Raw genomic sequence first — 24,208 nt, 5'->3', positions numbered from 1 at the left:
TCGTGCCACCTCCGTTATTTCTACTTCCTGCGATAAGGCTCCAGGCTGGCTCTGAACATGCCTCTCACCTGGGACAAGGATGCAGGCACCGCCCGCTCCACTTCGTCCATTGAAGCAAAAGCAAACTCTTGCAGCCTCCGGCTTATATTAGAGCGGATATAATCATCACCCGTCTTGTGCTGCAGCAGCAGCCGCTCATACACCTCAAGCAGTGCCGGTTCCGGCACATTCGATAAAGCCTGTATGGCGATACGCTTCACCCCGATATCCGGGTCTTCCAGAGCCTTGGTGAAATAGGGAAGCGCATCCTCTTTGCTTGTTGATTTTCCAGCCTGATAGATAGCCTGTAAGCGAAACTCTGCAAGGGGATGGTTGAACAATGGCAGCATAAGCTGAAGCAGATCCACTCCGGCATCATCCAATATATAAGTCATAAAGCGGAATGCTTCTATATTCGTTTCGAGCGGAAGCAAGAGAACGATCTCCTCAGCAAAACGCTGATCTCCCTGCGGCATGTACCATCTAATGAGCTGAAGGGCGAACAGACGGGCATCGTTGTCTTTTCCGTTCAGCTTCTGCCGAAGCAGCGGCTCGGCCTGATCGAACCTCATCTTGGCCAGAACCTGCAGCGCCCACTGGCTTACTTCGCCAGATTCTTCACGACACTGTTCTTTCAAAAATGCGGCCATCTCATCGGTAATCTCCGGCAGTTTGAGCATGCCCTGCAGCGCCTCGATCCTAACATGTTTATCCGCCGTGGATGAATACAGGCTCTCTAATTCTCGTTCGTCGCCTCCCCGGCGTAAGCCGAACCAGGAGCTGTCATAGCTGGCAATCGTCTCATCGAGCCACCGTTCATACCAATCCAGGAAGTTCTGTTCATAGGTAAAAAAGGACCGGTAGCTGTCCAGATCCAAATAAACCACCTTCCCCCGGTGTTCCCCCGTAACAACCAGCATCGTCTCGTAGGTGCAGCCCTGCTCACCGATATTTAGCAAGCCTTGGAACATGCGGGCTTCGTATTGATCGTATTCCTCGTCACTCAAGGAGTCGAGATTGGTCTCGTGAAGCTCTGAGTGGCCTCCAGCCCCGCTCGGTCCCACCTTGGGGTGCAGGTGAGAAGGTTGTGCAAGCCCGTCAAGCTCCATAGACTGCTTCTTGCCGAGCGGATGGATGCCATAATACGGCCCGGCCCCACCGTTTCCAATCCCGGTTAGAAAAGCCGCATAATCTTCAGGCAGAACAACCCCATGTGTCTGCTCGAACTGCTGCAGCTCAGCTGGCTGAAGCGGTTGCTTCATCTTGTAGCGGTGTGATCTTGCCCCGAATACTTGATAATCCGGGTCGGCCTCAGCCGCCAGCTCGAGCTTCCGGCGAATCCGGTTTAGCTGTTCCTCATACATACATTCTTTTCCCCCTGCTCGCGTTCCCGAATTTAGCGTCCAAATATTTTTATGTATATAAAATGAACTTATGAAAGTTACCCTTTTGGGCGCTGCGATGCCGAGTGTTCTTACGACCACTGTTGTCCCCGAAATCCTTGAAATAGATATCAAAGTAGGGTATTTCGGAGACAAAGGCGGACGCTCCGCTTCTTCAGAATCACTCGGGATCGAAGCTTTCGCCCCTCCATGCACACTTGCGAACCGATTAGAAGCGCACGCTTGAAAATCGGTTAGACAAGTGCACAGAAGGCGATTTACTATGAAGCATAATTTACAATCACTGCTTCCCGCGTATTCTCATCGTAAGCGATCCACAACTCATCGCCAGTCTCCACCCCGTATACCGGTTCAATCGTCTGGCTGATGTGGTAAGTCGTTCCGTTTCTTTCCACTGTGATCTCAGCTAGCGGCCGTTCGCCAATTGTTCCAGTGAATCGTACCGAAGTCACTTTTGCGGCCCCCTGCTTGCCTTTATGCAGACGGGCTTCCCTCGCATAGTCATCTCGTCTCATCACGACCGGAATGACCACACCGGCTTGCACAGGAAGACCTTTCGGCACGAAGAGGCTGTTGACCTTGCGGATTCGCTGCGGCCCTTCGGTCATCATGATCTCTAGAATCATAAGCTGCCGTCCTGCAATCGAGACCGGGTATTCCTCCACCCTGAGCACTTCTCCCTGCATCGAGATCTGCTCCGAGCCTGCCAGGCCGTCACCGTTCCCATAGCTGTGAATTCTCGCCGTCCCTTGAATCAGCGCAAGGTTGGCCCGCTCTCCTACACGGTATTCAAAACCGGGAGGCTGCACGACCGGTACCGTATAGTCCCGGCCGTTCGCCGTAAAATGAAGCTGGAGCACTTGACTGCGTTTCACCTTGCCGCAAGGTTCGATACGCCGCAGCTCAGCATTTCTGATCACTTCCAGCTTCTGTGGTTCCCGGATATCCTCCTGCGTAACGAATACAGCTCTGTTCTTGCTCTTGTTGTAGCTGATTATCACCGGGTCCCCAACCTTGATGTCACTTAAGAAGGAGATCACCTTCTTGATCTCAACCTCTTTCATCTGTCCGTCGTCCTCAAACTGGACGGTAAACCTTACCTGCGGCTGGTTGTTCACTTGGAGGCCGGTCTCCTCCATCCGGACGATCGTCCCCGGAATCTGTTGCCCTTCCGCGATTTTTCGGGCTCTTGCTCTCATCAACAGGCGCGGAATCATACCTAGCCCGACGAACATAAACAATGGGATGACCAGCCATACCACCCAGTTGATGATCAGTGCGCCGCCCTGCTTCACATAGTTCCAGAAGCTCCTCCAGGAAATTCGGTCTCCGCCTTCCCCAGCCATCCAAAGTCCGACCTGCTTGTTCGTCACGATCTTGATGTCATGGTTCTTCATTTGGTAAGAACCGGCCCCTTGATCTTCATTCACGAAGTAAAGGTTCTCCTTATCCAATTCTTTATGAAAAGTCATGTTATCATTCTTCAGAGCCTCATACGAAAACTTGCTCAGGAACCCGGTGACATCTGTAAATTTACCGGTTTTCTGATTGAACACATAACCAAGGACAGTGCCCTTCAATTCATCTTCCGCTGTCGATCCGGCAATCAGCACCTCCTGGTCGTTCAGCAGGAAAACCCGGGATTGGTACACCGGCTTAGGCGTAGGCACCGCGGCTCCCCATCTCTTCTCATTGGCGTTATAGAACCTGGCTTTTCCAGGGTAATCGCCATCCGTTCGAATCAGCTTGGCATTGTCAAAGCCAAAATGCTTGGCAAATTGGGCTGCGGCCCGATCCTCCGCATCAAAGGTGTTCTCATCCTTATTCTTTATCAGCACGGAAGGCTTGTTGTTCTTATCCAGAATTCCGCTGACAAAAGCAACTCTATCATCTTTCAGGCTCACCTCAAAAATCGGGAGCGCCTTATCGTTCGTAAAGCTGCCGTGTACATCCGTCACCCGGACAGGTCTCGCCGGGAGATGACCCGGGGAACTTAGAAGAAGCTTTCCAACCTCCCCCCCTTTCACTTGGGCCATGTACAGAGCCGAGCCGATGGTCTCACCGGTAATAATCAATCTTCCACGCCATGAATACACACCCGAGCTCATCGAAGACGGAATATGAAGCGTACCCTGGGCTAGCTCATCCACCTCACCCGACGGGCGGAAATAATTGAGCTGAAGCCCCAAGCTGTTGTCATAGGTTGGTACGATGACACCTCCCTGCTGATAAGATACAGCACCAAGCTCCCCGTAAAAACTGGAGCGTATTGTAGTCTCTTTTAACAATGTCCCGGTGCTTGCGTCGAACAGATGCGCCCTATAATAGGCTCCATCTTTCTGATCGGAAATCCCTACCACCTTTCTCCCCTCATCCAGGAAATAGATCCCTTTCATGGACGCCAGGTGGTCATTGATATTCGTCATGTAGCGGCTGTAATCATTCCATACAAACCAGCTAAGCAGGATAGCCGGAACAAAGAACACCAGGTTTATGAGTGATATCGCACGTGTTTTCATCTGTCTTCCCCCCTTCCATACCTGCAGAGCTTGCCTTCCCAGCTTTAGCTCAGATCATGCCGCCTGCACAGATCATCATAAATAGTCCCCAAAATAGAACTCCACTTGTTCCCTGCACAGTCCATCCTCGCCCCGCCAGGTGGCCATTGACCTAAAATCTGTCCCCCGCCCGCGCTCTTTGCGGTAATCGTCCTGAGATTGCAGAAGTCCGGCATATCCCCAAATTTCCATCACGAAATCCCGCTCATATTGGTTGGAGGCGAACACATCCTTCCATCGTTTCTCGAGCTGCCTAGCTGCGTCTTTATCGCCGCAGGCTTCTACGGCCTCAAGCATCCTCTTCAAGATCTCCGTGTCCTCCCGGCTTATCTCGAAATCCTCTTCCCTGGCGAGAAACTCAAGATCCATCAAGCAATAAATCAGCCAATTTAAACGCACGCCTCCCCATTTCACCCGTTCAAAATTAAGCACGTTTAAGTCTTCATCGATATATTGTTCTTTTGCCATCAGTTGTCTGGCGGTGCAATCACCGCAAATCGTATAACTCAGCCCAGCGACCGGCTGTTGTACATAACTATGTATGGGTAAATGATGCGTCAGCGCGTAGCTGGACAAGGCACTCCGCCAATAGACCTTACGTGTTGACAAGCTGTGCAGGAATGCGCGTACCACCTTGTCTTTTGTGATACTCCGCTCGTGCAGCTCGCTCAGCCTCTGAACGCATTCGTCATGCGATATCGTCACCGGGTCGAACATGACTCCCTTGCTTTTGGCATATTGGAAATCCTCGTCCGAGCAAATGAAGCTCCCCTCCCGCCAGCGGCCGGAGCTCCAATGGGTGTTCATCAATATTTTCTTAGCCTTGGGGTCCATCATCATCGTCATCTGCCTCCTGTTCATTTCTGATCCTTAATCTACTTAAAACCTGAGATCAACCCTAAATCCTCATATCTCGCAAAAATCGCATACCCTATGTACCAAATCATAATTAACTCTATGTATGGGAAATCTATACAACTAGAAAACTATCAAATTTGAATTTCTAAATCACTACAATATGTGACCCAACTTTGCTGCAAACCGCATACGAATTACATGATAACCCTCTCCTTATCTTTATGTTATATTCTTTCACCCACATGCCTTTCCGCTAAATGTGCTTAAGCTAACCCGTTAGGCTCGATCGGCTTGCTAAGCCAGTGCTCATCGGTCTGCACATGGTTCTTCCGGACAAACTTGGCAACCGAGCGTTTGAAATCCTCATAAGGAAATTCGGAGGCCAGCCGGACCACATACCCCTCTTGCTCACCACCACACTTGGACTGCTTCGTATAACATGCCTTAGCGGCTTCCTCGCTCCATATCCCGCGGTATAGAATAGGAACATGCGGAATCCCCAGCTTCTCCGCCCACGCCGTGGTCTCATCCCAGGAGAGGCAAATATTTCGGTCATCCCATACCGAGAAAAGCATGTAATAACCAGGCAGAGACGTGTAGTGTAGTGAATGCTTGGCGTACACATTTTCCCCACACAGCCGATACCCTTCCGGAATCATATACCGGATCCCTCCATGCAGCGTCTTCACATAATGACGGGAAGAGTGGTCCTTACTGTCGAGCGACCTCGCGTGAATGAAGTCTTGATACATCGTTGTATTTTCCCCGTCCATTTTCTCGGTAATGACAATCTCTTTCCCGGCAAAATGGTCCGTATCCCGAAGTATCCGGTCATCGTCCGTATAACTTCTGGACCAAGGAAGATGCATCGTCTTTGGATATTTAACTTTCATAACTTAAATCACCTCTATTTGGCGTACGTGTCCGCTTCCGCGAAGAAATACAGCTCTGCCAACAGTTGATCGCCGAGCAAATGATAGATCTTGGATGCTCCGGCGTCTCCTCCATGCAGGATCTCCATGTGGAAGCTCACCATGTTCACCACATGTAAAATAAAATCGTCGCCGTACCCCAGCCCCTTCAGCACGTGGCAGGCTATTCCGGCGGAAACATGCTCATGTCCGAAATATGAATAATATCCCCGATTTGGCTTCCAGACCTTGCAGAATGGCTTGCCGGCATCATGAAACAGGGCCGCCAGCTGCATCTCAAGCAGATGCTCTCCTTCATAAAGGGCATTGATATAATCTAATACGGCATGTGTATGCTCAGACAAGGTTTTGGAATGATATGGATTCTCCTGGTCGTAGCCCAGCATCACATTGAAATAGGGAGACCTCTTCAGATAACCAAATAGCTGATCATGACCCGGCCTCTGTGCAAGAAGCTGCTCAAGTTCAGCCCGCTCCATTCCGGTGTTCGCTGGCGTATGCACGATATGGAGACTGTCAAAGCCTTCAGCAAGCACCGGAAACTCGAAGTTCTTGGTGTACTTCTCCAGCACCTTGTCTTCAATCTTCCGTTTTCTTGCCTGTACCCGCTCTCTGGCAATTTCATAGGGAGTTATACAGGCATGGCACTCCACGGACACATCCCTAAACCGCTTCAGAAATTGAATCCGCCGGTCCCGCGCAACGTTCGTGGCGTCAAAGACCACGTTTCTTCCGGAAGCCAAGGCCCGCTCAATCTCAGCAAAAGCTTCCTCAAAGATCCGGTACGTGTTCTTCTGCCGGGTTTCACTTCCGAACAGCCTCTCCCGTATGGCATCCGTCGCAACGAGAACCGCTCGTTCACGTTTACAAATTTCCTTCGCATAATGGCTCTTGCCGCTGCCCGGGATACCGGCCAGCATATGAATGGCACTCATCTTCATCACCTCCTTTCAGGTTCTACAGATAATATAACGATATAATATGAACTTACGAAGGTTACACTTCTCAGGCGCTGCAATGCCAAGTGTTCTTATGACCCCTGTTACAGAATCACTCGCCCTCTCCGCTCGGATCAGTAAATTCTAAAGTTCAATTTATATAGAGAGCCCCGGCCTAAACAAAAATCGGCGGACTAATGGATTAAACACATTAAATCGCCGATTCTTTAGAGTATAAGGCTTAGTTTGCTTGATTTCGCCAAATTTACGTGTCTTTCCCAAGCTGTCTCCAGCTTAAGTGTACTATTTATTGTTTTGGGGGAGCTTGGAAGGCCGAAGACATCCTCCGCTACCAGCTTAGAGGCTCCTGATTCTGCCACAGCATCCAGCGGTCCGTTTCCAGAATGGCCGCCGTTCCAATGCTGTACTCGCTCTTCTGGCCGCACTTCAAATCCAGTAAATGCAGCATGCCCCCGTACGTGCCGACGGCAAGCACCTTTTCATCCACCGTTAATGTCATGCCCGAGATCGTACTGCCTACAAAATAACGCCAGATCTCCTGACCCTTCCTGTCAATGAACCTAAGATAACCGTAAGCGTCACCAAGAATATAACCTTCCTGCAGAGATACTCCCGCATAAACACGCATTTCCTCGTTGGTCAGCAGCCACTCTTCCGGGCTGCCCCACTCTCTCTTTTGTGCGGCCTCCGCCAAAGGCACTTTAAAGGTCGCCCCGTTGTAAAAGTGGCACGCATTGAACCACACCTCACGGCTGTCCTCCGAGAAACGGGCAAAGTGCGGATAGCTTGAGGCTGGCTCGTAAGCATATACCGCTCCGCTCTGCAGGTCCTTCAATTGATGTTCACTGCTCTGCGAGCCGTAGGCCAGCCATCGGCCATCGGGGGATATGTCACCGTGTGCCATATCCACGATCGTATCCTCGCTCTCGTACTCTCTCAAGTCGGCAAGCTCAGGATGGAGCAGTTCAACCTCTACCTCACCCTCACCGCCGCCTAGCAGATAAATCCCGTATCCGCATACGAGCATCACCCTTCTGCCCCCGTCAACAGGAATCACCTCATCCATGTGCCTTTCTGGATGCTCCCCATCGGCCAGAGATTCCAAATCCGGGAGAGCCGCTTTAAGCCTGCCCTGAACATCCTTCCAGCGAAAAACAGCGACCTGCTCCCCTTCCGTATCGCCAGTCATACCTTTCACCACACGAATGCCTTGTTCATTCACAAGTGCCACATACGCGCCGTCCCGCGAGCTGCCGGCATAATTCGCTCCGGTAATTTCGGTCAGGTCCCCCGCGTGAGCCCTGTAGAGCGTTCCCCCTGGACTCCCGGAACCGGCGTGCACCAGTAAGCTGCCATCCTGTAAGAATGCCAGCGGTTTCACTGGCTGCAGCTTATCGGGAAATTCGGAGGTAATCGGCCAAGAAGCCGGCGGAATTTCCTCACGCAGCTTCTTCGTTTCCCCACATCGGTTAGCTTCGCGAATCATCTGCAAGATGTCCCCCGCAATGCTTCTGCGCTGATCCTCCTCCGGCGGCTTCAAATTCTCCGGCCATCCTGTTTCATTGCCGACGCGCACGTATTCATTAATATCAGATGCGTATCTAATCCCTTCAGCCCGCCAGCGTTCTGCAATTCCCTTATTCAACCAATCCATATATATGATTCTCCTTATATATCGCCACATTCTACATATCTCTTCATGATACACTGGAAAAGCCAGGAAGAGAAAGGTACAAAATATGCAGAAAAAAGGGGAGTAATGGAAGGCTAGTGAGCTCTCTGGGAGAATATTTTCCCATTTACAGGTAAGTATAAAGTCCTATACGAAGTTAACGATCCCGGTGAATCATATATTTCAATAAATGCTTCAGAAAAGCAATATTGCGTGGTATTCCCCTCAGCGCTTCCATAGCAAGACAGTAGTGTTCCCACATCTCTTTGGTCGCGCCTTCCAGACCGAGGATGGATACAAACGTGGAGTTGTTGTTCTCGGCATACCTTCCTCGCCAATGAGGTTTTTCCAGTGGAGCGTATCCCCTGCAAATCAAACAAATATCTTCAATTTAGGTCTTATAAAAACTGTATGTATCCAATTGCTTTAATGTCATATATTTGAGGTTTGTATGGAATATCCAAATCCTTCACCACTTCACGAATGCTTATGTATTCTTGGTTGACCAGCCGAACCCACGTCACCTACATCCTTAAGTAATACTTCTAAAGGTTTTGATAGCTAGGAGTAACAACAGATTGCTCTATAACACTAGCGGTTCGTTTCAACTAACTGAAACAACTATTCAAATGACAAAAACATACATAAAATTTGATTGTGGTGATCGTTGACAAATATGTGAATTTTTTCTCAAACTATTGATTTATTAGTAAGAAAGTGGAAAAATAACAAAAGAAAGGAGGTGGAAAAAGATGGAACAAATGAATAATGTTACACCGCAAAGTGGTTGGACTTGTTCTATTAGTTGTGCTGGACCCTGTTTCGTTGCTTGTGCAGCTGGAGTAGAAACAGGGCCAGCAGCGTTGGCTATTGTCACTGGCTCTTTCTTATACAATAGCTATGCTAATTAATGATTAATAAGGAAATTTAAGAGATTTAATATACTTATATTTTGTAGGAGGCATATAGAATTAGGAAACGAATCTTTTTGAGTCGGCTTGATTCTATATGCCCTCTTTATAAAGTACCTTAAGGGGGGATTATTATGAGTGACAGAGGGTTCTTCTTTACTACAAACAAAGGAAACTCATACTATTATGATGACGATACAAGCAATGTGAAGTTCCAAGGAAACTATGAAAAAAGTAATTTCATCTTTGGAAATTCACAGCTACAGGAGGCTTCGATTAATAGGAAAGAATTAGAGGATTATCTGGATGACAATAGTGGAAGTCAATTAATTCTTTTAACAACACAAGCCTGTAATATTAGATGTACCTACTGCGTATATTCAGGAAACTACGAAAACCAAAGAAGCCATAAAAGAGAATTCATGAGTGTGGAGACCGCTAAGAAGGCGGTTGATAAATATTTAAAAAATTTTAAACAAAGAAAATTTAAAAATCCTTTCGATAATCCACTCATTGCATTTTATGGAGGAGAACCTTTTCTTAATTATGAATTAATCAAAGAGGTAGTGAGTTTCACAAAAGAAAAATATCATAATAAAGTCCAATTTTCTACTACAACTAATGCTATATTACTTAATGATGAAAAAATACATTTTTTAGCCAAACATTCTTTTGCTCTATCGATCAGTTTAAACGGAGACAGAGATGAACATGACAGAATGAGAGTATTTAAAGATGGTTCAGGTACCTATGATATTGTAATGAGGAACTTAAGTAGAATTAGAGAGTTGTATCCAGATTATTTTAAAGAATACTGTCAATTATTAATAACTATAGATACAGGTTCAAATTTAATGAAACTAAGAGACTTTCTAAAAGAAAATCAAAGTATATTACCAAAAATCGCAAGAATATCGCAAGTTGGTACATCTTTTACAAATTGGTATGATCAATATTCAGCAGAAGAAAAGGAGGAGTTCATCAACTCGTTTAATAAACTAAAATCAGTTTATATTGATCAAGTTAGATCTCCGGATGGCATAGAAGCAGATGCTTTTCTGAAAATATTATTCAGTGTACCCATGTTCTCCATATTGAATCGTTCTAGGAATATACCCTTTCAAAGTAGACGCCCTGCTTTTCTGCCATATACCGGAGCGTGTGTACCAGGAGAGAAAATAGCAGTAGATACAAGTGGCAATCTTCATGTGTGCGAAAGAGTGAACCAAACTAGGTCTATTGGGGATGTTGATCATTGGTTAAAGATATCTTCAATAATGAGAATGATTGAGGACTATCAAAGAAATATAACGAAGGATTGTCCTAATTGTCCAGTTCATAGTCTTTGTGATATATGCTATGCAGGGGTATTGGACGGAGACGGAGAATTTGACAAATCTTATATGGAACCAAATTGTCAAAAAATTAGAACACATATTCAAAAACAGTTTGCTGAGATTTGGAGCCTTATGGAAGAGGGTATCTTGGCGGAAGAATTAATTCCAAACTTTTAACTCTTAATAGAAGGGGACTAATATGAAATTTCTTATATTAAAGTCTAATTGTGCAATCGTAGTGGGGAATAACGGCTCTTTCATTTACGATATAGCCAATAAGGACTATTATTCTCTTGATGTTCATCATACTGAAATTCTCAATAAAGTAAAAAAGGGGATGTGCATTGAAGAAATAAAGAATGAGTTTGACGTGAATGTGGTAAATGATTTTTTTAATAAGCTAATAGAAAGCAATCTTGCGGAGTTGGCAGACTATTATTATGTTGAGGAAGTAACCCGAATTGGACATGCTAGACCTGTTAGTAATATGCAACTTAATACCTGTTATATTGAGTTACCTTCCTCATGTGAGGTAAATTGTAAAAGTTGTCGAAGCTTAAAGCTATTTAGTTGCCTAACTTGTAGTTGTCCAACTGTAACAAGCCCTGAGTTAGATATGGAGTTTTATAGAAGCCTTCTATCTGATGTATTGAAAATGTCAGTACAAACATTAATTTTTCATGGTGGAGACCCATTAACTTTTGGAGATTCCATATTAGAACTTCTTCAATACACGAGAGAAAATGCACATGAAAATGTGCGTATAATTTTAAAAACTAATGGTCGGTTACTTGATACCAAGATGATCCACCATTTTATAAAATTTAAAATCAATCCGTTGTTTGTTTTAAGATGCACCAATGAGAATAACCACCAAATCAGTATGTTAGAAACGTCACCCGAAACTTTTCAGGTGTTCTTTGAAAATAAGCTTGAATATTTTTGTAATGTTGTAATGGATTCTCCAACACAGCTGGAGTCAGTTATTCAAAAACTCAAGAATTATAACTTTAGTAACATATCGACAAGTCTTTTAATTGATGAGAAAAGTAATCTGCAAACTTATGCGAGGGTACAATTTTCAGATAAACTTTCTTATAACTTTATGCTTAATAAAAACTTACATCCTTGCTTGATGGGTGTAATCGCCATAACTGCAGATAGAAAGGTAATTCCGTGCCCTTCAATGATTAAGCATCCATTATTAGATTTGGGAAAGTCTCATATTCTAGATTTATTTCAATATCCAGAAATATTAAATGAATTTTGGCGTTTTTCACTTGAAAAAATTGAAAGGTGCAAGGCCTGTAAAATACGATTCTCTTGTGTCGATTGCAGAGCTGTAGAGGAGTTACTAAGCAATGATTTATATAAGAAGGAAATTTGCTATCTTGGACATTCGAACTGAAGCTGATAAAATTCTTCCTTTGATGACCAATATAATTATTGTTTTTTTTGGAGTTTGATAATAATGTTACTTAATTATATGAATTTTATTTTCAAATACTTATTTGGCTCTAAGTTAATGTTAGTCAGCATTTTACTATTATCAATTTTAACCAGTATTATTAATCTGTTTACACCTTATGTAACCAGTTTGCTTTTTGACTCTGGCATTCTAGGCTCCAACATTTACCTAATTGTTAGTATATCTTTTTCCCTACTGTTTCTGAGCATAATTAAGTTTTTTATTAAGTATTTTGGTCAAATCCTACATGCTCAATTGTCTGTAAAATTCACTACATCTATCAAAAAAGATATGTATTCTCATCTGCTTCGTTTGCCAATGAGATATTTTGATAATAACCACAAAGGTTATCTGCTCTCAAGGATTGATGAGGTCGATGCTTTGTCAGTATTATTCTCTTCCGCCATCTTTGACTTTTTTGCAGCTTTAATAACTGCAGTGGGTGCGTTTTATTATATTTTCAATAAGAGCTGGATATTACTGATGATTTCACTTGCTTTTTTGCCAGTATTTTATTTTTTAACTTCAGCATCACTCAAAGGGATTTATACAAAATCTAGAGAATTATATGAAGTGAATGCAACTACAAAAGGGAAGTTGCAAGAATCAATTGAAGGTATACAGGAACTAAAGCAGCTCAATAACGAAGAAAGAACATTTAAAGACTTGACAAATCAGGTGAATAAATTAGCACGAAAAATCACTGAGCAAAGTAAATTTGCTGCTATGGGAACGGAAGGAGTATCTTTACTACTAAACATATCTCAAATTATCATTACTCTAACCATAGGGATACTTATAGTACGCAGACAGTTGTCTATTGGGGATTACGTAGCTCTAACTCAATATGTAATGCTGCTCTATGCTCCCGTACAGTTAATTGCGGGATTTAGCTTGACAATTCAACCTGGATTAGTAGCACTCGACAGAGTAAGCTCTATTTTGAAAATGGACACTGAAGAGAAAGAGATAGGAATTAAAATTGAAGAGCTAACATCTATTCAGTTTAAAGAAGTATCGTTCAAATACGAAGGAGCAACAGATTACGTTCTGAAAGGGATTAGTTTTACATTAGATAAAAATGAAATTTTAGCAATTCAAGGAGCTAACGGTTCTGGTAAATCGACGATAATTAAGATATTGCTAGGATTGTACAGAGAATATGATGGAATAATAGAAATAAACGGAATCAACTTTAAGGATATTAATATAGAATCTCTCAGAAAATGCATAGGAATTGTTTCGCAAAATGTCATTTTGTTCTCTGGTACACTTTTGGAAAATATAAAAATGGCTAATCCAAATATTAGCGTAGAGCATCTTAATAATCTTTTGGATATTTTTCAGGATAAAATGTTTAAGGATATAGATCCTTACTCGATGGTTTTAAATGAGAAAGCCAACAATCTCTCTGGAGGGCAAAAACAAAAAATCGCTTTATTAAGGGCATTTGCTAAAGATCCGGATATATTGATTTTTGATGAAGCCACTTCAAATTTGGATACGGAATCTAAAGCATTTTTGGAAGAAGCTATAAAAAAAATCTTTAACAATAAAATGTGCATTATCATATCTCATGAGGAAAATAATAACTCCATTGCGGATAGAATAGTGGAAATTGTGGATGGAGTGCTAATTGAAAGGAAATACAGTACTTCTTTATCCACGGGAAGTAGCTGATGAAATGCTTCGCAGGTAACTATGCGAATGATGGTGAGCTTTTGGATCGTTACAAAATAATAGGTTTAAAAGCCTCTACATTTAAATTGATTACTTGATACAAACATTTAGAGACTAGAACCATTTAGACTAATAATATCAATGTTAAAAAAGTACTCCTTTAAAAACAAAAGAGATTTATAAGACGTCTCTAGGTTTATATTTTCATTCTAAGGAAAAAATATCTGAGTAAAGGATGTTTATAGTTCTTTCTGTTGGAACAACTTAAAAAATGAAAGACACTATATTAAAACTAACTGCATAGAATAAAAAGAAGCACTCAAATCCAAAAGTTCAGTTTGAATATGCTGTTGATTCAATTACTGCCTGCTTTCAATGCACAAATAAATACCAAAGTTTTAATCGCCTAAATTTTTCCTGCAATATAATTACTTAATGACTTAGACAATTGTTGGCAAAAAGTTACTTTTCATATTTCCAAATAACAATTAGTAGTGATAAAATAAGGAAAAAGGTGGGATGAGCTATGAACTCCAAGTTGATTTTTATAATTGCAGTTGTGCTCTATGCTATAAGTATTACATATTCACTGATGACGGGATCCTCAATATGGCAACTTGCATCCGTCTTTGTAGTTTTATGGTGCTCGTATGTAATTATTAAAAAAAAACAAAAAAATAAGAGGTAATGCAAAAGGTGGTACTATCCCCTTAAGGTAGACAGTAAGAAAAGTGCTCATGTTAAAATGGGCTCATTTCTGTTTACCGGAGGGGATTTTTCGTATGCCAAGCAAAGAAGGGGTAAACATTGAATCGATATGGTTAAGAAACGAAGAAAGCCCCATCGGCTAGAGATTCCACATCCGAGAGAACCGTCTTAATCCTGCCCTGCACTCCCGGAACCGGCGTGCACCAGCAAGCTGCCATCCTGTAAGAATGCCAGCGGTTTCACTGGCTGCAGCTTATCGGGAAATTCGGAGGTAATCGGCCAAGAAGCCGGCGGAATTTCCTCACGCAGCTTCTTCGTTTCCCCACATCGGTTAGCTTCGCGAATCATCTGCAAGATGTCCCCCGCTATGCTTCTACGCTGGTCCTCTTCCGGCGGCTTCAAATCCTCCGGCCATCCTGTTTCATTGCCGACACGCACGTATTCATTAATATCAGATGCGTATCTAATCCCTTCAGCCCGCCAGCGTTCTGCAATTCCCTTATTCAACCAATCCATATATATGATTCTCCTTATATATCGCCACATTCTACATATCTCTTCATGATACACTGGAAAAGCCAGGAAGAGAAAGGTACAAAATATGCAGAAAAAAGGGGAGTAATGGAAGGCTAGTGAGCTCTCTGGGAGAATATTTTCCCATTTACAGGTAAGCATAAAGTCCTATACGAAGTTAACGATCCCGGTGAATCATATATTTCAATAAATGCTTCAGAAAAGCAATATTGCGTGGTATTCCCCTCAGCGCTTCCATAGCAAGACAGTAGTGCTCCCACATCTCTTTGGTCGCGCCTTCCGGACCGAGGATGGATACAAACGTGGAGTTGTTGTTCTCGGCATCCTTGCCCACGGGCTTTCCCAGCAGGTTCGCATCCCCCTCCAAATCAAGCAAATCATCCTTAATCTGAAAAGCAATGCCCGCATGATAGGCGAATTTCTTCAGACCCGCAATTTCCTCCTCCTTAGCCTCAGCAAGAATAGCAGGCATGACCAGAGAAGCCTCAAATGCTATGCCGGTTTTGTAAAAACTTATCGTATTCAACTGCTCCAAGGTTAACGCTTTTCCTCTGGAATTCAGGTCCATCATCTGTCCCATACAAAGGTCTTCTGCCTTCTGCGCCGAATACTGCATCAAGGCAAGCACGGTCTTGGCATTGAACTGATCAAGCGATGTTTGTTCCTGAATCGCCTTCTGAATCAGAAACAGGCCGGTTAATTCGGCCGTGGCGGTATCATTCACGAGATGCAGGGTCGGACGCCCTCTACGAAATAACGCGTTATCCTGGGACGGCAGATCGTCGAAAATCAAAGATGCCGTATGCATATACTCCATGGATCTCAACAGCGGCACGATTGCCGATCCATCCAGTCCATATTCGTTCACACCCATCACCCAAATCAATACAGGCCGCAGACGTTTCCCATCCCCTTCAAGGCTGTAATTAGCCGCATCAATAAGCGGCCCTTTCATCGGTGGCATCCCGTCATGCTTCGGTATCGGCAAGGTGCGGTTAATCTGATTCTGGGCCATCTTGACCGTCTCCAGGAAGTCCTCTTGTTCCTTCCGGTCGTTTCTCAGAGTGGCAATCACCTGGTCCCTAAGCAGCTTGTCGAAGAAATCCACGTGATCTGCCCTTCGAACCATCATCTGGATAAGACGATGAAATTCCGAATTTCGAGGAGTAAGCAAGTTCATGATTTCATGATATTTCTCAGTACCCATCCTGTCTTTAAATCGTTTCAGACCATTGATGGCGCGGTTTAGGATAACCTCACGGGTCTTGGCATCGGAATGGTACACGTTATGAATCAGATGCGAGATGACCGCCCAGTATAATTCAAAGGGATTTATCAGATCCACCCGCTGATCGTGGTATTTTAAATAGTAGGTATAGGGGGTTACCGCACCGTCTCTCATGTCGTCAAGCATATCCGCAAAATCATCTGCCAGTTGGTTATAGATGCCATAATAGAAGGTCCGATCCTCAAAGCCCTCATCTACAGGGGCACTGATTACGGAACGGGCAAGCAATCGGGAAGATGAGGATTTCAAAATGATCGGTATATAAAGCTCTTCATTCGAGTAGTTAGCATTCGTCAGATCCTTCTTGCGGTCCAGCTCCTGGGAATGAAAAAACACATAGGATTGCTCAAAAAATTTCTGCCTGGTCTCCGGCTTCTGATAGTCCTTAATATACTCAAAAGCATCCCTGAGTTCTGCATGGATGTATTGCATCATATCCACGTTATTTCCGGCCCACCCCTTATCTACTTCCGGTACAGACCCGGTAAGCAGTGTGGTGCGGATAACAAGGGAATATTGTTCTTTCTCTTGAGCGGTTAAGACCTGCGAATCCAGAAGATCGTCAATGAAAGGATAGGTAAGACCATAGGAATAGCCCAGCCTGATAGCTTCATCCAGCTGCCTTGAGCGTTCCTCAGGCGGCACTTGATCCCCCATTTCTTCAATGACATGCAGGACAACCCCCAGAATAATCTTCAGCAGCTTGCGTTGAGCTTGCTCGGCATCTAGCTCCTTCGGTAGGTTTGAGGATACAGTCTTAAGCTTGCTAATCAACCAGATTACGGTGGTCTCTATGCCTTCCCTCTGTGCCCAGCGGTAAGCCCCCGCCAAACTCATGTACTCTGGCTGGCCCCCCTGGTTTGCCATGGTGGAATGAACCAGGTGGCGTTTGATGTTAGCGACTAAACGCTTGATCCTGATCCGGGTATCAGGAGAATCCAAAACCTGGCCCAAATCCCTCATATAAATATAGGACACACTTCGATCCAGGTAATCATCCAAGCCCCCTGTCTTCTCAAGCCAACCTAGATATCTGTGGTAATCCCGGGGATCCGGTTTATTCCTTAAACGCGAGGCAACCGCCCATAAACGGGGAGATACATGGTCTCTTTTCCACAACTGGATATCTCTCATCAGGGTAGGCACATAATTCTTTTCCATGACCTGTGTATAAAGGAATGCAAAGTACTGAGCCGCCTTCTGCTCAGCCAACTGATAACCCTATCGACATGATCGATAAATTCGACATTCATTCGGTGTATGACCTCATTTTCTATTAGATGTAATACCTATATGCTATATGGGAATGGAGGTTTCTCCATGGGCAGGAATGATCGAATTCAAGTTCAACTAGGCATAATCATATTAAGTCTTAGTACGGGAAAGATTCTTCTTAGTTACGAAATTTTTATTGCAGGATATGACTCCCTGTTCAATACGTGCTCTTTTTGGCTATTGACATACATAATGAAGTCTTATAATAATAAAGCTTGCACTGTATCACTTATATTGTGAATTTTATTACAAGGAGTCGCCGACTATGTGGTTTGTATTTGCTTTATTAACAGCTTTAGCTTGGGGAGGTGCGGATCTCTTTTATAAAAAAGGCAGTGACAGTCATGACCGGTATAGTCATATTAAAATCGTCATTGTGGTGGGCCTCGTTATGGGAATTCACGCCACGGCTTATATGCTCATTCAGGGATTAAGCTTTAATCCCATCGACATGCTGCGCTACCTGCCCGTCTCCGCACTATATATCCTGTCGATGACCCTCGGTTATATTGGACTAAGGTATATGGAGCTGTCCATTGCATCTCCCGTACAGAATTCCTCAGGAGCCGTTACGGCCATTCTGCTCTTTATCTTCTTCACTCATGATCTGAGCCTCATTGAGATATTGGGTATAGCAATAATTACCTGCGGCGTTGTTGGCATTGCAGTCTTGGAAAAGAGAGCTGAGCATGAGGCGCTTCAGAATCATTCGACACAAATCGATAGAAAGTATCAAATCGGCTTCATGGCTATTACCTTTCCGATTCTGTACTGCCTGATCGATGGGCTCGGCACCTTCGCCGACGGCATCTATCTGGATGAACTGAACCTGATCAGCCAGGACGCCGCCCTGCTCGCTTATGAATTCACTTTTTTCATCTGCGCCGTACTGGCATATACATACCTCAAGTTTGTGAAAAAACAGCCGTTCAACCTTTTCCGGGAACGTGTCAAAGGTTATGCGGCCATCCTGGAAACCACGGGGCAATTCTTCTATGTGTTCGCCATGTCCAGCAATGCCATTATTGCAGCCCCTCTCATTGCCTCATATAGCATTTTCTCCGTCATACTATCCCGGATATTTCTCAAGGAACGGCTGAATGCCAAGCAATACGCCGTTGTGATGATCGTGATTGTGGGAATCGCTTTGCTAGGCCTCGCGGATGAGCTCTAGCAAACAGAAAGCCCGGCCATAACGGCCGGGCTTTCATTGCGGGAGCAGATTTTGGGATTACAAATTAAAGGTTGTCATAAAACGGTTGATCAAGGCTGCGGCTTCTGCACGGGATACGGCGCCCTTCGGATCAAGCTTGCCGTTGCCCTTGCCGGAGATCAGCTCATTGCTTACAGACCACTTCATGGCATCAATTGCCCAAGTGGAAATTTTGCCCGAGTCTGCGAACGGGGACAGGGATTGGTTAGCATTCATATTTAACTTGTTAGCCTTGGCATAATTGAAGAGGATCTGTACAAGCTGTTCCCGGGTAATTGGCTGATCGGGAGCAAACTGGCTGCGATTAACCCCTTGGACGATGTTATTCTGACTTGCCCAAGCTACCGCATCACGGTAATAAGCATTTGCATTTACATCCTGGAAGTGATGGGATGCTGCCCCTGCTTCAGGCTTACCTGCTAAACGGTGCATCACGGTGGCCAGCATCCCCCGGGTCATGGTGGTGTCTGGACTGAATTTATTGGCTGCTGTACCCGTGAACAATTCATGCTCTACAACATAGTTAATTGCTGAAGCTGCCCAATGATTCGAAATATCACTAAAAGTAACAGCAGGTTTCTGAGGCTGCTCAGGCTTTCCAGGCTGCTCTGGAAGCTTCTCGAAGGTCACCACAACTTGGTCCGAAGATTTCAGGCCTGTCAATTGAGTGAGTGCCCCTTTCGACACCCCGTTGACCGTAACATCCTTGACCTGGTAGCCCTTGTCAGGTGTAATGGTTACACTTCCATTTGAACCCGCCGTAACGGTTCCCCCGCCGCCTGGGACGGACACATTCGGCTTGTTGGAGCTGCCGATGCCTGGCGCACTGTTGTCTGACGGGCTGCTGCCGCCTGATGGACTATTGCCTGACGAGCCACCGCTCGGCGGGTAGGCTTTTACAATAAAGGTGTACGGCTTATCCATACTTTTACCTCCACGGGATACCGTTGCAGTTAACGTGACACGCATATCTCCTGTGCCAGCAGATGGACGGGTAACTACCGCTTTATCGTTATCAAGGCGAATAACATCCGTGTTGCTGCTCTTCCATTCAATCTTGGTTCCGTGAAGCCCTTCCGAAGGAAGAAGAATGTCGGAAGTCACGGCACTTGTATCCCCAAGGGTTGAAGTTATATTGGCAATTGTATCGTTCATGGCCTGCTCGTCACTGAGCGCTGCAACATTCACAAAGATCGGGTTGGAATAAAACCACAAGCCTGTATAGTTACGGTCATTAATATTATTGAAGCGTTCCTCGTTCTGCTCTGGCGTTACACTGCCGCTATAATCGAAGGACTTATCCTGCACAGGCTCGCCGTTAACGGTGTAGCCAGGTACGTCTGTACCCAAATTCGTACCCCGCAACCGGTAGTAGCGGTTAGTGTCCGCTGGCACCTTATACGAAACCGTATAATACCCTTCCGCATCGGGCTGTCCCCAGTCTTCCTGGGTAAAGCGTTTAATGACTTTTGTCGTATCATTGGTGGTATTACCGGCGTATTGGCTCTCATTGAGCTTCCCGGTCACTTCTCCAGAGATCAGATCGACATGGTCAACCTTGATATTATTCGTAACTGAAGTATCATGCGGGCTAATTGGCGCATAGTTGTTGTGCTCCGGGCTCTTGAAGCGGATGCTGATGGTTGTAAGATCCCCTTCGGTCACTTGCAGATTCCCACCCATTTCGGCCTGTTGGCCATTACCAGCAGCTTTAAAATCAAGCGCATTGATAAGATCGCCATATACGGCATAGGATTTACCTGAACGCATTCCCGCTACAACATCTTTAAAAGTATTGCCCTCGACCCATGTATAATTTCGTGAATACTCACTAGGCCAGTAGCCGCTTGAATAATTGCGGTTGCTGCTCACTTTAAAGTGGAAATCGGAATTCGTGAAGTTCCAGAAACGGCGCCCTTCACCGAGCAGAGCGTCCCACATGCCTCCGACCTTAGCCACCATAACGTCTGCGCCGCCGTATACATCGGCCAGTTCCGATCTGTTCTTACTGGCGGACATCTGGTTGCCCGGCAGCCCTTCCATGCCAAACACAATGCCCGGAGCAAGATCATTCATTTTGCGAATGTCCTCAATAGTGACTACACCTGAGCTGTCCCCATTGTGTCGGGACGGATGGTTAAGCAGCACGTAGCTCTCTGGATAATTCGTTTTGAGCCAATTAATGGCTTCAAGAGTTTTATTTTTATCGGGCTTCAATGTATTCTTATCTGGTCTAGGCCCCCACAGAGCCTCCTCATCTGAATGGAACACTCCTGGGGTAGTATCGTAGCTGTACAACCACTCGAATTGATGAATAGCCTCAATAGGTACTTCATCACTCTTGGAATCAATAATGCCCACAGAACCATGATCCAGACCCATCATGTCCCATTCAAAACCGGAATAAATGAACTTACCCAGGTATTTTCCAGCAGCTTGGAGCGCTTTAAGCTTGTCCTGCTGATCCTTGATCGCTTCCCAGCGTGCCGTCTTCTTGTCGTTTCCGTCCGGATCGCGCGGCGAGTCACGCAGATGGTCAGCTAACATGAGAAAATCAAAAGGATTGCCGTAAGTCAGGGATGTAACGGTCTCGGCAGGCTTCTTATCGAGGTCCTCCCGAAAGGCTGCATCGAGTACATTTTCCAGCTTCATAAAAGATTCGGAGGCATCACTCGATTGTATGGTGTGCGTGTGATATTCACCGGACATCCATTTTCCCGTTGAGTTGGTGGAAGGTATGCTTTCTGCAGCAGACACCGTCGCGGCACTCTGTGTAAGAATCAAAAAGGTAAACGAGGTACAAATGAAAGACTTCAGCTTGCTGTTCATCTAGTTACATTCCCCTTTAGATACATTTTGATAGAGTAAAGTATATAGATGAACTGTAAATTCACATGTAAGAAACTTGTCGAATTTTGTAAATATAATCTTTCTTGTATAAGAGAGAGATGCCGCTTGAGAGTGTTTTTATGCCTTTAGTAGAGGACTAGAGGGCAGTACAAATAAAAAACGACCGATGGACGTTCGGTCGCAATACTCGGACATAGTTATATTATAAGAGAGCCCCTGTAAAAGTTACTGCCCCGACTACGTTTGCAGAACCACTCGTGACTAGACCCATTAATGAGTAGGTTACACTGCCAGTTCCCGGGGTCAAATCGACGTGATCAATACTTGTTGAGCCAAAAGTGCCATTTCCGGCCCGTCCGTCATTTATGCTAAATATAATCGTTGCACCTCTCAAAATTTGAAATTGTAGGGAAGAGTCGCCTATAGTGTTCTGCCAGCCTATGATTCCTGTCAGCCAGACACGCCCTCCTGCTGGAATACTTGTTATTGTTATAGTTTTCAAAGTGGTAGCCGTACCGTTTAAAGCGATGGCTGAGCTTCCCGTAGTATTTGGTGTATTTTCTGAGACCTGAAATTGTTGAACTAATCCGTTGGCCCCTGTCACTCCTGTCACCCCGGCCGTTCCTGTTGCCCCGGTCGCTCCCGGTGGGTCCAATGCTCCTGGTGGATCTGACGCTCCCGTCACTCCGTTGACTCCCCCAGGACCTGATCCTTTTACAACCTTCTTAATCTTTAACTTACTAATACACCTCTTTGCTGTATGAAGATATAACAAAGAATTGGTAACTGCTTTTTTAGCATGCCTTATTCTTTTTCTCTTTACATAACTCTTCGCTTCTTCCAGCTCTTTTATCGCCGCATTTACTTTATAAATGCATATCCTCCGTGATCGTGCCTTCTTCATCCGACCCGCTTCCCAGCCCGGCGATTTCCAATCGTTCTCATGCTGCATAAGTTATGAAATTTATAGTTAAGACTAACGGTCACTCGTTCTATCTCATGCCTTGCACGTTTAAACCTGCCATGCCTTATTAAACATTTTACCTTGCGAAGCTGCACAATCGCTTTGTTTAAGGTGCGCATACGGTCCAGATTATTCATGTATCCACAACCTCCCATCTGAAATAAGAAATACTGCATTCCAAGCTGGTCCGCCGATTCAATAAACCAAAATTACCTTTTTAAAAATTCCATTATTGCCCTCTTGAGACCAATGTACGAAAACAATACTCTAAGCGAACACGGCATATAACTACTTCTAAAGAAGTTACCTTTCAGCTGCTCTTAATTCAACTGATCAGGGACGGGGAATCATATTACCTACATCAAGCAAAAACCCGGCCATACACGGCCGGGTTTCATTATTAAAAATCGTCTGATATATTCATTCGCTAAGATTACCCCATAGCCTTGCGGACATCATAATCCGTTAAATCGATGTCCAACTCCATGCTGAGCGCCAATTTAGCCATCTGTCCTCCGATAAAAGGCCCCATGGTCAGTCCCGAAGCTCCGAGTCCGTTCACTGCGAGGAGTCCTTCCCAGCCTGGAACAGCACCGATAACTGGCAGAAAATCGGCCGTAAATGGGCGGAAGCCCACCCTTATCTCCTGAAATGTGCTCTCCGCCAGACCAGGTGCCAACGGAAGGCCTTTGCTTAAAATCTCGTGCATACCGCCAGGCGTGATCCTCGTGTCGTAGCCGTCAACATCGTTCTCATGCGTGGCCCCAATGACAATCTTCCGCTGCGCAAAAGCGAGCAAATATTGATCGGAAGGCGGCATCACCACGGGCCAACCGCCCGTATCCTGCCCCATATCTGCCAGCTCCAGGTGCATGATCTGTGCTTTTTGATACCGCACCTGAAAATCTACGCCTAACGGCTTCAGCAGCTGTCCCGCCCAAGCTCCCGCACAGACGATAACTTTATCGGCCGGGTAGCCGCTTCCCCCGCACAGGGCGCCTGTTACACGGCCCGCCTGATACTCAAGCTGGGCGTCCCCATGCCTAAGCTCCGCCCCGTTCCTTTGTGCCGCTCGAAGCAAGGCATTCCGCAGGGCCCGGCCATCGACACGGGCAGCGCCACTGACATGAACGGAAGCATACTCTTCCGCCAATAGTGGGAACAGCTCTCGTGTGCCCTGTTCATCCAGCAAGCGGATCTCTCCAATTTCAGGCGCGTCTTCCAACCGCTTGTGCGCCCGTTCCTCCATTTTGCCGAGCTTATCGGGATCTGTGTGGATGCTGAGAGCCCCCACTCTGGCATAGCCGGTATCGGTTTCCCCTTCCCGTTCAAGCTCCTCAATTAACCGTGGATAATAGCGTGCTCCAGCCTTCGCAAGCCGGTACCAAGCCTGATTGCGCCTCTGTGACAGCCAAGGGCAGATGATGCCAGCCGCTGCATCCGTAGCCTGACCTTCATCCTGCCGGTCGATCACAAGAACGTCCGCTCCAAGCTTAGTCAGATGATAGGCGGTGGAGGCGCCAGCAATTCCGGCGCCAATAACAATTACTTTCATGATA

General features: G+C 45.4%; 15 protein-coding genes and 1 pseudogene. 5 read left to right on the top strand and 11 right to left on the bottom strand.

The window, feature by feature from the left end:
- Positions 1-20: 20 nt before the first annotated feature.
- From BN6628_RS01415 to BN6628_RS01390, 6 genes are all read right to left on the bottom strand, one after another.
- On the bottom strand, positions 21-1,403 hold the full coding sequence (locus tag BN6628_RS01415) for a HEAT repeat domain-containing protein (RefSeq protein ID WP_068613228.1): 1,383 nt from the start codon (positions 1,401-1,403) through the stop codon (positions 21-23).
- Positions 1,404-1,702: 299 nt separating this feature from the next.
- The gene (locus BN6628_RS01410) at positions 1,703-3,961 is read right to left on the bottom strand and encodes a hypothetical protein (RefSeq protein WP_068613225.1); all 2,259 of its coding nucleotides are present in this window, start codon (positions 3,959-3,961) and stop codon (positions 1,703-1,705) included.
- A gap of 75 nt (positions 3,962-4,036) precedes the next feature.
- A complete protein-coding gene (locus BN6628_RS01405) occupies positions 4,037-4,834 on the bottom strand; it encodes a hypothetical protein (RefSeq protein WP_068621832.1) in 798 nt (265 codons plus the stop codon).
- Between the two features lie 287 nt (positions 4,835-5,121).
- Positions 5,122-5,751 (bottom strand): RNA ligase family protein, encoded by a 630-nt coding sequence (locus BN6628_RS01400; RefSeq protein ID WP_068613224.1) that lies wholly within the window; start codon positions 5,749-5,751, stop codon positions 5,122-5,124.
- Positions 5,752-5,765: 14 nt separating this feature from the next.
- Positions 5,766-6,725: an AAA family ATPase gene (locus BN6628_RS01395; RefSeq protein ID WP_068613223.1), complete on the bottom strand. Its 960-nt coding sequence runs from the start codon at positions 6,723-6,725 to the stop codon at positions 5,766-5,768.
- Between the two features lie 352 nt (positions 6,726-7,077).
- A complete protein-coding gene (locus BN6628_RS01390; RefSeq protein ID WP_068613221.1) occupies positions 7,078-8,403 on the bottom strand; it encodes a PQQ-binding-like beta-propeller repeat protein in 1,326 nt (441 codons plus the stop codon).
- A gap of 770 nt (positions 8,404-9,173) precedes the next feature.
- Between BN6628_RS01390 and BN6628_RS25985 the strand changes: the two genes are divergently transcribed.
- From BN6628_RS25985 to BN6628_RS01375, 4 genes are all read left to right on the top strand, one after another.
- Positions 9,174-9,332, top strand: coding sequence for a hypothetical protein (locus BN6628_RS25985; protein ID WP_157692447.1), 159 nt, complete (start codon positions 9,174-9,176; stop codon positions 9,330-9,332).
- A gap of 134 nt (positions 9,333-9,466) precedes the next feature.
- Positions 9,467-10,846: a radical SAM protein gene (locus BN6628_RS01385; protein WP_082926740.1), complete on the top strand. Its 1,380-nt coding sequence runs from the start codon at positions 9,467-9,469 to the stop codon at positions 10,844-10,846.
- A gap of 22 nt (positions 10,847-10,868) precedes the next feature.
- On the top strand, positions 10,869-12,077 hold the full coding sequence (locus BN6628_RS01380) for a 4Fe-4S cluster-binding domain-containing protein (protein ID WP_068613219.1): 1,209 nt from the start codon (positions 10,869-10,871) through the stop codon (positions 12,075-12,077).
- Positions 12,078-12,140: 63 nt separating this feature from the next.
- Positions 12,141-13,817, top strand: a complete 1,677-nt coding sequence (locus BN6628_RS01375; protein ID WP_068613217.1) for an ABC transporter ATP-binding protein — start codon at positions 12,141-12,143, stop codon at positions 13,815-13,817.
- Positions 13,818-14,693: 876 nt separating this feature from the next.
- On the opposite strand, the gene BN6628_RS01370 is transcribed toward BN6628_RS01375, so the two are convergent.
- Positions 14,694-15,041 carry a hypothetical protein gene (locus tag BN6628_RS01370; RefSeq protein ID WP_068613214.1) on the bottom strand — a complete coding sequence of 116 codons (348 nt, stop codon included), beginning with the start codon at positions 15,039-15,041 and terminating at the stop codon, positions 14,694-14,696.
- Between the two features lie 175 nt (positions 15,042-15,216).
- Positions 15,217-17,609 (bottom strand): annotated as a pseudogene (locus BN6628_RS01365) (polyprenyl synthetase family protein).
- A gap of 278 nt (positions 17,610-17,887) precedes the next feature.
- Between BN6628_RS01365 and BN6628_RS01355 the strand changes: the two are divergent.
- Positions 17,888-18,796, top strand: a complete 909-nt coding sequence (locus BN6628_RS01355) for an EamA family transporter (protein ID WP_068613209.1) — start codon at positions 17,888-17,890, stop codon at positions 18,794-18,796.
- Positions 18,797-18,853: 57 nt separating this feature from the next.
- Here the strand turns inward: BN6628_RS01355 and BN6628_RS01350 are convergent, their stop codons facing one another.
- The 3 genes from BN6628_RS01350 to BN6628_RS01335 all read right to left on the bottom strand — a co-directional run bounded on the left by BN6628_RS01350 (position 18,854) and on the right by BN6628_RS01335 (position 24,207).
- Positions 18,854-21,664 (bottom strand): S-layer homology domain-containing protein, encoded by a 2,811-nt coding sequence (locus BN6628_RS01350; RefSeq protein ID WP_068613208.1) that lies wholly within the window; start codon positions 21,662-21,664, stop codon positions 18,854-18,856.
- A gap of 223 nt (positions 21,665-21,887) precedes the next feature.
- A complete protein-coding gene (locus BN6628_RS01345) occupies positions 21,888-22,589 on the bottom strand; it encodes a hypothetical protein (RefSeq protein WP_068613207.1) in 702 nt (233 codons plus the stop codon).
- A 493-nt stretch (positions 22,590-23,082) separates the two neighbouring features.
- Positions 23,083-24,207, bottom strand: coding sequence for an NAD(P)/FAD-dependent oxidoreductase (locus tag BN6628_RS01335; protein WP_068621828.1), 1,125 nt, complete (start codon positions 24,205-24,207; stop codon positions 23,083-23,085).
- Position 24,208 lies beyond the last annotated feature (1 nt).

The organism is Paenibacillus tuaregi, from assembly GCF_900086655.1.
Classification (GTDB): domain Bacteria; phylum Bacillota; class Bacilli; order Paenibacillales; family Paenibacillaceae; genus Fontibacillus; species Fontibacillus tuaregi.
Note: the sequence above shows the minus strand (reverse complement) of the source record. Positions and strands in the feature narration are given on the sequence as shown.